At 43.8% G+C, this 12657-nt stretch carries 7 protein-coding genes, 3 tRNA genes and 4 rRNA genes; all 14 read left to right on the top strand.

Annotated elements, in window-relative coordinates; genetic code table 11:
* The first annotated feature begins 6 nt into the window (after positions 1 to 6).
* The 14 genes from L4F92_RS10660 to rpiA all read left to right on the top strand — a co-directional run bounded on the left by L4F92_RS10660 (position 7) and on the right by rpiA (position 12637).
* Entirely contained in the window at positions 7 to 1470 is a 1464-nt protein-coding gene (locus tag L4F92_RS10660) for a TrkH family potassium uptake protein (protein ID WP_250351465.1), read from the top strand.
* Entirely contained in the window at positions 1470 to 1979 is a 510-nt protein-coding gene (gene hemG, locus L4F92_RS10655) for a menaquinone-dependent protoporphyrinogen IX dehydrogenase (RefSeq protein ID WP_250363701.1), read from the top strand. The genes L4F92_RS10660 and hemG overlap by 1 nt, the downstream gene beginning before the upstream one ends.
* A 409-nt stretch (positions 1980 to 2388) precedes the next feature.
* Positions 2389 to 3558, top strand: a complete 1170-nt coding sequence (locus tag L4F92_RS10650; RefSeq protein ID WP_250363700.1) for a pyridoxal phosphate-dependent aminotransferase — start codon at positions 2389 to 2391, stop codon at positions 3556 to 3558.
* A gap of 331 nt (positions 3559 to 3889) precedes the next feature.
* Positions 3890 to 5433 (top strand): 16S ribosomal RNA (locus L4F92_RS10645).
* 90 nt (positions 5434 to 5523) lie between these two features.
* Positions 5524 to 5599 (top strand) — tRNA-Glu (locus L4F92_RS10640).
* Positions 5600 to 5804: 205 nt separating this feature from the next.
* Positions 5805 to 8703, top strand: a 23S ribosomal RNA gene (locus L4F92_RS10635).
* Positions 8704 to 8816: 113 nt separating this feature from the next.
* Positions 8817 to 8932: ribosomal RNA gene (rrf, locus tag L4F92_RS10630) — 5S ribosomal RNA — on the top strand.
* A gap of 50 nt (positions 8933 to 8982) precedes the next feature.
* Positions 8983 to 9098, top strand: a 5S ribosomal RNA gene (gene rrf / locus L4F92_RS10625).
* Together the 16S, 23S and 5S rRNA genes with 3 tRNA genes alongside form the textbook arrangement of a ribosomal RNA operon.
* Before the next feature lie 11 nt (positions 9099 to 9109).
* Positions 9110 to 9186, top strand: a tRNA-Asp gene (locus tag L4F92_RS10620).
* Between the two features lie 8 nt (positions 9187 to 9194).
* A tRNA-Trp gene (locus tag L4F92_RS10615) sits at positions 9195 to 9270 on the top strand.
* Between the two features lie 321 nt (positions 9271 to 9591).
* On the top strand, positions 9592 to 9963 hold the full coding sequence (locus tag L4F92_RS10610; protein ID WP_250363699.1) for a ComEA family DNA-binding protein: 372 nt from the start codon (positions 9592 to 9594) through the stop codon (positions 9961 to 9963).
* 149 nt (positions 9964 to 10112) lie between these two features.
* The gene (gene rdgB, locus L4F92_RS10605; RefSeq protein ID WP_250363698.1) at positions 10113 to 10727 is read left to right on the top strand and encodes an RdgB/HAM1 family non-canonical purine NTP pyrophosphatase; all 615 of its coding nucleotides are present in this window, start codon (positions 10113 to 10115) and stop codon (positions 10725 to 10727) included.
* Positions 10727 to 11875: a radical SAM family heme chaperone HemW gene (gene hemW / locus L4F92_RS10600; RefSeq protein ID WP_250363697.1), complete on the top strand. Its 1149-nt coding sequence runs from the start codon at positions 10727 to 10729 to the stop codon at positions 11873 to 11875. Before rdgB ends, hemW begins: the two co-directional genes overlap by 1 nt.
* 102 nt (positions 11876 to 11977) lie before the next feature.
* Positions 11978 to 12637, top strand: a complete 660-nt coding sequence (gene rpiA, locus L4F92_RS10595; RefSeq protein WP_250363696.1) for a ribose-5-phosphate isomerase RpiA — start codon at positions 11978 to 11980, stop codon at positions 12635 to 12637.
* Positions 12638 to 12657 lie beyond the last annotated feature (20 nt).

The following is a 12657-nucleotide window of genomic DNA, read 5'->3' as shown; positions in this document are numbered from 1 at the left end:
AACATTGTGCATATATTATCTATTTTTCGAATTATCGGCATTTTGGTGATGTGCTTTTCTGCCACAATGCTTGTGCCCGCATTTGTGGCACTGATTTATGGTGATGGGGGAGGAAAAGCGTTTATGCAAGCCTTCATTGCTAGCTTTTCTTTTGGCACGCTGTTGTGGTGGAGCTGTCATCAACATAAACAGGAATTGCGCGCCAGAGAAGGTTTTTTAATCGTCGTGGTATTCTGGGTGCTGTTGAGTTTATTGGCGGTGATTCCATTCTTGTTATTTGATGAAGTGCATATGGATTTTGCAGATACGGTATTCGAGGCATTTTCTGCCCTGACGACGACAGGCGCAACGGTAATGTCTGGGCTAGATAACTTGCCGAAATCCATTTTATTTTATCGCCAGTTTTTACAATGGCTAGGGGGAATGGGGCTGATTGTATTGGTTGTTGCCGTTGTACCTATTTTAGGGATTGGAGGAAGCCAACTTTATCGCATTGAATCTTCAGGCCCACTGAAAGATCAGAAAAATTTGCCGAGAATTGCAGAAGTTGCAAAACTATTATGGATTTTATATTGCGTGCTTACGGTTGTATGTATTCTTGCTTATTGGTGGGCGGGAATGTCAATGTTTGACGCGATTTCCCATAGTTTTTCTACGGTTTCTAATGGTGGAATGTCCACTCACGATGCCAATTTAGGGTATTTTAATGATTCCAAAATTTATTTTTTAGCCGCATTTTTTATGCTTGTCGCAGGTTGTAACTTTGGCTTGCACATTACGGCTTTAACACATATGAAACACCAAAGTATATGGAAAACCTATTGGCACGATCCTGAGTTTCGTTTTTTTTGTTTCGTTCAAGGATTCTTTATTCTCGTGCTATCTCTAGGGCTTTATCTTTCTTACGATAACCTTTCGTTGATTGATGCCTTTGCCCAAGGGAGTGCGCAATCTGCGTCTATGGCAATGACGTCAGGCTATACATTATTTGATTTCAATCAATTGCCGCCATTTCTAGGAATGATGCTTGTCTTTGCAGGGTTATTAGGGGGCTGTGCCGGCTCAACCTCGGGGGGGCTTAAAATGATCCGTGTCTTAGTTGTCTGGTTGCAGTTTAAACGAGAACTGAAATCGTTAGTTCATCCAAGCCTTGTTGTGCCAGTTAAACTCGGTGATAATTTGTTATCTATGCAGGTTATTGAACGGATCTGGGCGTTTTTAATTGCCTTTTTCCTTACATTTTGGCTATGCGTCTTTGCGGCTATCTTATGCGGAATGGAAGCATTTGATTCCATTGGGGCTGTTTTTGCCGCCATTACAAATTCGGGACCGGGGCTAGGTATCATCAGTACAAGCTTTGCCGGTGTGCCAGATAGTGCAAAATATGTCTTTTCCTTTGCAATGGCGGCAGGGCGTTTGGAAATCTTTTCACTCTTAGTGCTATTCAGTCCTGCTTTTTGGAGAACTTGATGAAAACCTTGATTTTGTATTCTAGCTGTGATGGGCAAACGCAGAAAATCGCCCAATTTATGGCAGAAAAATTAATCGCCGAAGTGCGTAGCATTAGTGATAACGTGCCTGACTTAGCGGAATTTGATCGCATTATCATCGGTGCGTCAATCCGTTACGGACATTTTAACAAATTGCTTTATCAATTTATCGAAAAAAACACAGCACTTTTAAATCGCAAACAAACGGCATTTTTTGGCGTGAATTTAACTGCGCGTAAAGCCGGCAAGGATACGCCAGAAACGAATTCATATGTCAAAAAATTTTTGCAACGTATCCACTGGAACCCCACTTTATGTGCGGTATTTGCGGGGGCGTTATTGTATCCCCGTTATGGCTGGTTCGACCGAATGATGATCCGCTTTATTATGAAAATTACGGGCGGCGAAACGGACACCAGTAAAGAAATTGAATATACCGATTGGCAAAAAGTGGACAAATTTGCCGAACAGATGAAGCAACTTAATTAGCCAACAGAAAGTGCGGTGGAAAAATTAACAAAATTTCCACCGCACTTGCATAAGTCGCGTTAAAGTGGATTTTGCACCCCTGCATTAACGTGATATAAAAGATAGACTAACCATGAAGAAGACTTCCATCTTCTCGTTTTCTTTTTCACTTTTCTGCAAGAACATTTTCTCATCTTACATCTATCGTATGTTGCTATTAGAACGTCATTGTATAGTGCATAACTAAAATAACCTTTATTGAATTAAAATTCATTATTTTTAAATATTAATTTAAAAATATGGGTTTTATCACTTGACAATTTTGATGAATTATTACAAATTTAACGCCGTTAAAGTAAGTTTTGATAGGGGTTGATTGCTTGCTTTATAAATTAGAAATTTAATAACTAAAACTCAATAAGGAATAATTATGCAAATTAATCGTCGTCGTATGCTACAACTTACCGCTGCGGGTGTTGCTGCAGGCTTTTTTCACCACAAAGTCGTTGCTGAAACACAACCCATTACAACGCAGACAACATTTACGCTACCTAGCGCTGAATACCCTCTGCTATTAAACTTTAATGAAAATTCTTTGGGAATGAGCCAGTCTGCACGTCAGGCGATTATTAATCATCTCAATTTATCCAATCGTTATCCGGACAGTGAACGTGAAGGTTTGATTGAGGATATTGCCAAGCGTTTTAATCTTAATACGGAAAATATAGGATTAGGTAATGGCTCTTCTGAAGCGATTGAAGCGGTGATTGCAGGTTGGATTCAGCAAGCGAATGAGAAAAAGCAAGCTGTACAAGTGATTGCGCCCGATCCAACATTTGGGATTTATGAAGATTATGCCGCTGCACGCAATGTGCCGGTGGTGAAAGTTCCACTAAAAGAGGATCTCTCATTTGATCTTAAAGCAATCCGTGCGGCTGCGGATCAATTTGATGGTATGAGCATTATTTATCTTTGTAACCCAAATAATCCAACTGCATTATTAACGCCAAATAGCCAGTTGGCGCCTTGGTTAGATAATATTCCAGCAAATCATCGTTTGTTGATTGATGAGGCTTATGCAGAATATGCCGAAGGTGATCCGCAATTCACTAGCGCGATGGAATGGGTGCGTAAAGGAACTGAACATTTAGCTGTAACGAGAACGTTTTCTAAATTATATGCATTGGCAGGCTTGCGGATTGGCTATATGGTGGCAGCGAAATCAGAAATGGACTATTTACGCCAATTCTTAAGCGCAGATAACACTAACTTAACCGCTGCAGTGGCTGCACGTGCAACATTAGCAGATAACGCATTTTTACAAGAAAGCCGTCGTGTTACAGATGAATCTCGTCGTATGGTGATGAAAGCGCTTGATGAATTAGGGCTTACTTATATACCAAGTAGTGCAAATTTCATTTTTCACAGTATCAAAGGTGATAGTGTAGAATATGCAAAACGTATGAAAGCATACAATATTGTTGTGGGCCGTCCTTTCCCGCCATTAACGAATTACAACCGTTTAACCTTAGGTACACCAGAGGAAATGGCATATGTTATTGAAGTGTGGAAAACATTTCGTCAAAAAGGATGGCTATAGAGAGATAAAATTAGCTAAATTTTCACCGCACTTAGGTGAATAATTTTGCAAGTTGGTGTAAAAGTCATCAAGCGATAAAAAATCTTAAAAATTTGCAAAAAAAGACTTGCAAAGATTTTCGAGGTGTCTATAATACGCCGCACACAACGACGCGACGTTGTAGAAATTAAGATGATACAAATCGCGTCGTTATTTTTTGCTCTTTAACAATCAATCAGACAATCTGTGTGGGCATTCGTTGATTTTCAAAAAGATTTAAAATTTAGAAATCAATGATGCTTAACTTGAAATTCGAAAAGAATATAACGTTATGTATTCATTGAGCGAGATTAAACTGAAGAGTTTGATCATGGCTCAGATTGAACGCTGGCGGCAGGCTTAACACATGCAAGTCGAACGGTAACGGGTTGAAAGCTTGCTTTCGATGCTGACGAGTGGCGGACGGGTGAGTAATGCTTGGGAATCTGTTTTATGGAGGGGGATAACCATTGGAAACGATGGCTAACACCGCGTAATATCTGAGGATTAAAGTAGTGGGACCGCAAGGCCACTAGCCATAAGGTGAGCCCAAGTGGGATTAGGTAGTTGGTGGGGTAAAGGCCTACCAAGCCTGCGATCTCTAGCTGGTCTGAGAGGATGACCAGCCACACTGGGACTGAGACACGGCCCAGACTCCTACGGGAGGCAGCAGTGGGGAATATTGCGCAATGGGGGGAACCCTGACGCAGCCATGCCGCGTGAATGAAGAAGGCCTTCGGGTTGTAAAGTTCTTTCGGTGATGAGGAAGGTGGACGTGTTAATAGCACGTTGATTTGACGTTAGTCACAGAAGAAGCACCGGCTAACTCCGTGCCAGCAGCCGCGGTAATACGGAGGGTGCGAGCGTTAATCGGAATAACTGGGCGTAAAGGGCACGCAGGCGGTAAATTAAGTGAGATGTGAAATCCCCGAGCTTAACTTGGGAATTGCATTTCAGACTGGTTTACTAGAGTACTCTAGGGAGGGGTAGAATTCCACGTGTAGCGGTGAAATGCGTAGAGATGTGGAGGAATACCGAAGGCGAAGGCAGCCCCTTGGGGAGATACTGACGCTCATGTGCGAAAGCGTGGGGAGCAAACAGGATTAGATACCCTGGTAGTCCACGCTGTAAACGCTGTCGATTTGGGGGTTGGGCTTTGAGCTTGGCGCCCGTAGCTAACGTGATAAATCGACCGCCTGGGGAGTACGGCCGCAAGGTTAAAACTCAAATGAATTGACGGGGGCCCGCACAAGCGGTGGAGCATGTGGTTTAATTCGATGCAACGCGAAGAACCTTACCTACTCTTGACATCCAAAGAAGGTCTTAGAGATAAGACTGTGCCTTCGGGAGCTTTGAGACAGGTGCTGCATGGCTGTCGTCAGCTCGTGTTGTGAAATGTTGGGTTAAGTCCCGCAACGAGCGCAACCCTTATCCTTTGTTGCCAGCATGTAGAGATGGGAACTCAAAGGAGACTGCCAGTGATAAACTGGAGGAAGGTGGGGATGACGTCAAGTCATCATGGCCCTTACGAGTAGGGCTACACACGTGCTACAATGGTGCATACAGAGGGAAGCGAGCCTGCGAGGGTGAGCGAATCTCAGAAAGTGCATCTAAGTCCGGATTGGAGTCTGCAACTCGACTCCATGAAGTCGGAATCGCTAGTAATCGCGAATCAGAATGTCGCGGTGAATACGTTCCCGGGCCTTGTACACACCGCCCGTCACACCATGGGAGTGGGTTGTACCAGAAGTAGATAGCTTAACCGAGAGGGGGGCGTTTACCACGGTATGATTCATGACTGGGGTGAAGTCGTAACAAGGTAACCGTAGGGGAACCTGCGGTTGGATCACCTCCTTACCGAAGAGAAGACGAATGTTCACACAGATTGGTTGATTGATGTTAGACAATGAGAAGCAAAGGATGTAGTAGAGATTACCTTTATATGTAGTCCCCTTCGTCTAGAGGCCTAGGACATCGCCCTTTCACGGCGGTAACAGGGGTTCGAATCCCCTAGGGGACGCCATATAAAGCTAATCTTATAGCGAATTGCTCTTTAACAATGTAAAAACAAGCTGAAAACTGAAGAGACTTTCAAGCCGGTGATAATAAAGTTTATCACTGAATTGAAGAAGTCTGAGTAGAAGAAGACTTACTTGAACAAAAGCAAGTAAGCGATTCTCAACGAATGACGATGATAGCTTTAAGGAAAAAAATCCTTGAGGTTGTATAGTTAAGTGAGAAAGCGTACAGGGCGGATGCCTTGGCAATCAGAGGCGAAGAAGGACGTGCTAATCTGCGAAAAGCGTGGGTGAGTTGATAAGAAGCGTTTAACCCACGATGTCCGAATGGGGAAACCCGATAGGTGAAGAACCTATCATTGTTTACTGAATAAACTAGGTAAACAAGGCGAACCGGGAGAACTGAAACATCTAAGTACCCCGAGGAAAAGAAATCAACCGAGATTCTGTGAGTAGCGGCGAGCGAAAGCGGAGGAGCCAGTAAGTGATAGCGAGTGATTTAGGAGAATTGACTGGGAAGTCAAGCGAAACAGGGTGATAGCCCCGTATCTGAAAAATCGCGTGTGGTACTAAGCTTACGAGAAGTAGGGCGGGACACGAGGAATCCTGTTTGAAGATGGGGGGACCATCCTCCAAGGCTAAATACTCCTGATTGACCGATAGTGAACCAGTACTGTGAAGGAAAGGCGAAAAGAACCCCGGTGAGGGGAGTGAAATAGAACCTGAAACCCTGTACGTACAAGCAGTGGGAGCCCTTTGGGGTGACTGCGTACCTTTTGTATAATGGGTCAGCGACTTATATTTTGTAGCGAGGTTAACTGAATAAGGGAGCCGAAGGGAAACCGAGTCTTAACTGGGCGATGAGTTGCAAGGTATAGACCCGAAACCCGGTGATCTAGCCATGGGCAGGTTGAAGGTTGGGTAACACTAACTGGAGGACCGAACCGACTAATGTTGAAAAATTAGCGGATGACCTGTGGCTGGGGGTGAAAGGCCAATCAAACCGGGAGATAGCTGGTTCTCCCCGAAATCTATTTAGGTAGAGCCTTGTGTGAATACCTTTGGGGGTAGAGCACTGTTTCGGCTAGGGGCCCATCCCGGGTTACCAAACCGATGCAAACTCCGAATACCAAAGAGTACTGCACAGGAGACACACGGCGGGTGCTAACGTCCGTCGTGGAGAGGGAAACAACCCAGACCGCCAGCTAAGGTCCCAAAATCTATATTAAGTGGGAAACGAAGTGGGAAGGCTTAGACAGCTAGGATGTTGGCTTAGAAGCAGCCACCATTTAAAGAAAGCGTAATAGCTCACTAGTCGAGTCGGCCTGCGCGGAAGATGTAACGGGGCTAAAATATAGTACCGAAGCTGCGGCATCAATCGAAAGATTGTTGGGTAGGGGAGCGTTGTGTAAGCGGAAGAAGGTGAATCGAGAGGTTTGCTGGACGTATCACAAGTGCGAATGCTGACATAAGTAACGATAAAACGGGTGAAAAACCCGTTCGCCGGAAGACCAAGGGTTCCTGTCCAACGTTAATCGGGGCAGGGTGAGTCGGCCCCTAAGGCGAGGCTGAAAAGCGTAGTCGATGGGAAACGGGTTAATATTCCCGTACTTGGTAAAGCTGCGATGTGGGGACGGAGAAGGTTAGGTTAGCGTACTGTTGGAGATGTACGTTTAAGTTGGTAGGTGGGTAGACTAGGCAAATCCGGTCTACTGTCAACACAGAGAGATGATGACGAGGCTCTAAGGAGCTGAAGTAACTGATACCACACTTCCAGGAAAAGCCACTAAGCTTCAGGCTTTACTAAACCGTACTGAAAACCGACACAGGTGGTCAGGTAGAGAATACTCAGGCGCTTGAGAGAACTCGGGTGAAGGAACTAGGCAAAATAGCACCGTAACTTCGGGAGAAGGTGCGCTGGCGTAGTGTGAAGTTCTTTGCGAATGGAGCATGAACCAGTCGAAGATACCAGCTGGCTGCAACTGTTTATTAAAAACACAGCACTCTGCAAACACGAAAGTGGACGTATAGGGTGTGATGCCTGCCCGGTGCTGGAAGGTTAATTGATGGTGTAATCGAAAGAGAAGCTCCTGATCGAAGCCCCAGTAAACGGCGGCCGTAACTATAACGGTCCTAAGGTAGCGAAATTCCTTGTCGGGTAAGTTCCGACCTGCACGAATGGCATAATGATGGCCAGGCTGTCTCCACCCGAGACTCAGTGAAATTGAAATCGCCGTGAAGATGCGGTGTACCCGCGGCTAGACGGAAAGACCCCGTGAACCTTTACTATAGCTTGACACTGAACCTTGAATTTTGATGTGTAGGATAGGTGGGAGACTATGAAGCGGTAACGCCAGTTATCGTGGAGTCGTTGTTGAAATACCACCCTTTAACGTTTGATGTTCTAACGAAGCGCCTGAAACGGGTGTTCGGACAGTGTCTGGTGGGTAGTTTGACTGGGGCGGTCTCCTCCCAAAGCGTAACGGAGGAGCACGAAGGTTTGCTAATGACGGTCGGACATCGTCAGGTTAGTGCAATGGTATAAGCAAGCTTAACTGCGAGACAGACAAGTCGAGCAGGTGCGAAAGCAGGTCATAGTGATCCGGTGGTTCTGAATGGAAGGGCCATCGCTCAACGGATAAAAGGTACTCCGGGGATAACAGGCTGATACCGCCCAAGAGTTCATATCGACGGCGGTGTTTGGCACCTCGATGTCGGCTCATCACATCCTGGGGCTGAAGTAGGTCCCAAGGGTATGGCTGTTCGCCATTTAAAGTGGTACGCGAGCTGGGTTTAGAACGTCGTGAGACAGTTCGGTCCCTATCTGCCGTGGGCGTTGGAGAATTGAGAGGGGCTGCTCCTAGTACGAGAGGACCGGAGTGGACGCATCACTGGTGTACCAGTTGTCTCGCCAGAGGCACTGCTGGGTAGCTAAATGCGGAAGAGATAAGTGCTGAAAGCATCTAAGCACGAAACTTGCCTTAAGATGAGTTCTCCCCGACTTTAAGTTGGTAAGGGTTGTTTGAGACTAAGACGTAGATAGGCTGGGTGTGTAAGCGATGTGAGTCGTTGAGCTAACCAGTACTAATTGCCCGAGAGGCTTAACTATACAACACTCAAGGGTTTTGGCTTGTTTTTGATTGAGAGAGTAGGGATTTTAGAGCGGAATGCTTTGAAGTCTGTAGATAAGAGAGATAAGCTTTAGATAAGCGAAAGAATTATCTTGGCGGCGTTAGTGCAGTGGACCCACCTAAATCCATGCCGAACTTAGAAGTGAAACGCTGTAACGCCGATGGTAGTGTGGGAGTTTCCCATGTGAGAGTAGGGCACCGCCAGGTTTTATTTTGTTAATTTATTATGATATTAGTAAATTAACAAAATAAAATTTTTTGGCAGCAATAGTGTAGCGGGCCCACCTAATTCCATGCCGAACTTAGAAGTGAAACGCTATAACACCGATGGTAGTGTGGGATTTTCCCATGTGAGAGTAGGTCACTGCCAATTACAAATTTTGCGGAGCGGTAGTTCAGCTGGTTAGAATACCTGCCTGTCACGCAGGGGGTCGCGGGTTCGAGTCCCGTCCGTTCCGCCACTTCACTTAGGGGCGTAGTTCAATTGGTAGAGCACCGGTCTCCAAAACCGGGTGTTGGGAGTTCGAGCCTCTCCGCCCCTGCCATTATATAACCTATTTTTCTATATTTTCCCTCTTCTATTTTCTCTGATTTTATTTAAATTCATTTTCTATGGTGATTATTTGTAGCAGTTTAAAATCAGGATTATACAAAATGTTATCCATTTGAAGTGTACAGATAGTAAATAAGAAGTTAAGTAATCTTTAAACAATATGATTACTTTTTTAACCTATTTCCTTTATTTTTACGATCGTGATCGCAGAAGTGCGGTGTTTTTGTTGCGAGTTTTTACTCTGAAATGCAAAGTATAACCGCTGATTTATTCAGTATTTATACGTTTTGTTTTATGAATAAGGAAAACCGTAATGAAAATTAAGACAATTTTATCTTCTTTACTTCTATCAACCGCATTATTAGGGAGTTTTTCTGTTGCCGCACAATCTCAACAAAATGATAAGGCGAGTCCTCAGTTAGAAAGCGCAGTGGAAGTTGCGAAAGCCTCTTCTTCTTTTATTGGCGAAAAATTGAATATCAATACTGCAACAGCTAGCGATATTCAGCGTGCATTAGTGGGTATTGGCGCTAAAAAAGCGGATGCGATTGTTGAGTATAGAGAAAAACACGGCAAATTTACTGCTGTAGAACAGTTGTTAGAGGTTCAGGGCATTGGTAAAGCAACATTAGAAAAAAACAGAGAACGCATTGATCCTTTATCATTTAGTGAAAATAGCAAATAGTGATCGCAATTAAAATGCACTATACTAATCAAACTAAGTATATTGCGGAAGAATATTGTGATTGAGCGGTAATCCTGCGTTGATTTCCTATCAGTTCGTATTGCAAAGGCGGCTTAGTGGTCGCCTTTTTTATTTTATAAGGAACAATAATGAAACAAAAAATTGTGCTTGCTACAGGTAATCAAGGTAAAGTGCGAGAAATGGCTGATGTACTTGCCGAATTTGGTTTTGATGTCATTGCTCAAACTGATTTAGGGATTGAAAGTCCAGAGGAAACGGGGCTGACATTTGTCGAAAATGCCTTATTAAAAGCGCGTTATGCCGCCAAAATATCGGGGTTGCCTGCTATTGCCGATGATAGCGGATTAGTGGTGAATGCCTTGAATGGCGAACCGGGCTTATATTCCGCGCGCTATGCGAGTGTTGAGGGTGATCAGGCTGATGCTGAAAATCGTAAAAAATTACTGCAAAAATTAGCAAATGTACCCGCTGGTGAACGTCAGGCTAAATTTGTGAGTTGTATTGTTTTATTGCAACACGAAACGGATCCTTCGCCAATTATTGCCGAAGGAGAATGTGAAGGTGAAATTACTTTTGCAGAAAAAGGAGAAAATGGTTTTGGCTACGATAGTGTGTTTTTTTATCCTAAAAAAGACCGCACTTTTGCCGAGCTTGATACCCAAGAGAAGAAAAAAATCTCACATCGAGCCAGTGCATTAAGTGTATTGAAAGAACGTTTACAAGTAAAAGTGCGGTCAAAATAATGCGAGTTTTACCGCCATTAAGTCTGTATGTGCATATTCCTTGGTGTGTGCAGAAATGTCCTTATTGCGATTTTAATTCACACGCACAAAAAGCAGTCATTCCCGAACAAGAATATATCGCGCATTTGTTGGCTGATTTACACCAAGATCTACTGCGTTATCAAGCAAGTCTTGCTGAGCGAACACTGCATTCCATTTTTATTGGCGGCGGTACGCCAAGTTTATTTTCTGCACAAGGTATAGCTCAATTATTACAAGGAATTGAACAGCAAATCGCGTTTGCACCAAATATTGAAATTACGTTAGAAGCCAACCCCGGCACGGCGGAAGCGACACGTTTTGCGGGCTATGTTGAAGCTGGGGTAAATCGCCTTTCTTTAGGCATACAAAGTTTTGATGATGAAAAATTGCAACGTTTAGGGCGTATTCATAACGCGACCGAAGCAAAAAAAGCGGTACAAATGGCGAAAGAAGCGGGTTTTAAGCGTATTAATTTAGATTTAATGCACGGTTTACCCAATCAAAGCCTTGAGCAAGCGAAAGATGATTTACACCAAGCTATCGCCCTTGAACCGAGCCATCTTTCTTGGTATCAACTGACGATTGAGCCAAATACAATGTTTGCTTATCGCCCTCCTACTTTGCCCGATGATGATGCCCTATGGGATATTTTTGAGCAAGGACATCAACTGTTAAGCCACGCAGGTTATGTACAATATGAAACATCAGCTTATGCAAAAGCTGGCGATCAGTGTCGGCATAATCTGAATTATTGGCGATTTGGTGATTATTTAGCGATAGGTTGTGGGGCACACGGAAAATTAACCTTCCCCAATGGGGAAATAGAGCGTTTTTCTAAAACCAAGCACCCGAAAGGCTATATGCGTGGGGAATATTTATATGAAAAAAAACAAATCGCGCTTGAAGATCGTCCTTTTGAATTTTTTATGAACCGTTTTCGCTTGCTTGAACCTGTGCCAAAATCGGAGTTTGAGCATTTGACAGGATTATCGCTTGACGTGATAGCCCCCCAAATTGCGTGGGCAAAATCAAAAAAATATATTCAGGAAAACCACCGCACTTGGCAAATTACTGAGCAAGGAAAACTCTTTTTGAATGAATTATTAGCAGAGTTTTTACCAGAATAAGGCTTGTATCTATCCTTGAATGGGATTAAAGTAGATGCCTTGTTCGCAAACGGTTACTTATGTCAAATTTGAACATCAATATTATGCGTTAAGGGAAAGAATATGGATCAACTCGCAATGAAAAAGCAAGCGGCACAAACCGCATTACAATATGTGAAGCCTGATATGATTGTCGGCGTGGGAAGTGGCTCAACGGTAAACTGCTTTATTGAAGCACTTGGTGCAATGAAAAATAATATTAAAGGTGCAGTAGCCGCTTCCAAAGCTTCAGAGGAATTATTGAGAAAACAAGGGATTGAGGTATTCAGTGCCAATGATGTATCCAGTTTAGATATTTATGTTGATGGCGCAGATGAAATTAACCCTCAAAAAATGATGATCAAAGGCGGAGGGGCGGCACTGACTCGAGAAAAAATTGTCGCGGCACTTGCGAAGCAATTTATTTGTATTGTGGATCAAAGCAAACAAGTGGACGTGCTAGGTTCAACCTTTGCACTACCTGTAGAAGTCATCCCAATGGCACGCTCGCAAGTTGGGCGTAAATTAGTCAGCTTAGGTGGTGCGCCAGAATATCGTGAAGGCGTGGTAACCGATAACGGCAATGTGATTTTGGATGTGTATAATTTCGCAATTTTAAATCCCATTGAAATGGAAAAAACCTTAAATAATGTTGCAGGTATAGTAACCAATGGTATTTTTGCCTTGCGTGGCGCGGATATTGTGATTGTCGGCACACCGCAAGGGGCAGAAATTATCGAATAACTATTTGATTATGGAGAGCA

This window comes from Avibacterium sp. 21-595 (genome assembly GCF_023611905.1).
Taxonomy (GTDB): Bacteria; Pseudomonadota; Gammaproteobacteria; order Enterobacterales; family Pasteurellaceae; genus Avibacterium.
The sequence above is the reverse complement of the archived record's forward strand: the minus strand, read 5'-3'. Positions and strand labels throughout refer to the sequence as shown.

Excerpts from the sequence above, each read along its gene's own strand:
- hemG (WP_250363701.1), top strand. The coding sequence starts at position 1,470 with ATGAAAACCTTGATTTTGTATTCTAGCTGTGATGGGCAAACGCAGAAA.
- L4F92_RS10650 (WP_250363700.1), top strand. The coding sequence starts at position 2,389 with ATGCAAATTAATCGTCGTCGTATGCTACAACTTACCGCTGCGGGTGTT.
- L4F92_RS10610 (WP_250363699.1), top strand. The coding sequence starts at position 9,592 with ATGAAAATTAAGACAATTTTATCTTCTTTACTTCTATCAACCGCATTA.
- rdgB (WP_250363698.1), top strand. The coding sequence starts at position 10,113 with ATGAAACAAAAAATTGTGCTTGCTACAGGTAATCAAGGTAAAGTGCGA.
- hemW (WP_250363697.1), top strand. The coding sequence starts at position 10,727 with ATGCGAGTTTTACCGCCATTAAGTCTGTATGTGCATATTCCTTGGTGT.
- rpiA (WP_250363696.1), top strand. The coding sequence starts at position 11,978 with ATGGATCAACTCGCAATGAAAAAGCAAGCGGCACAAACCGCATTACAA.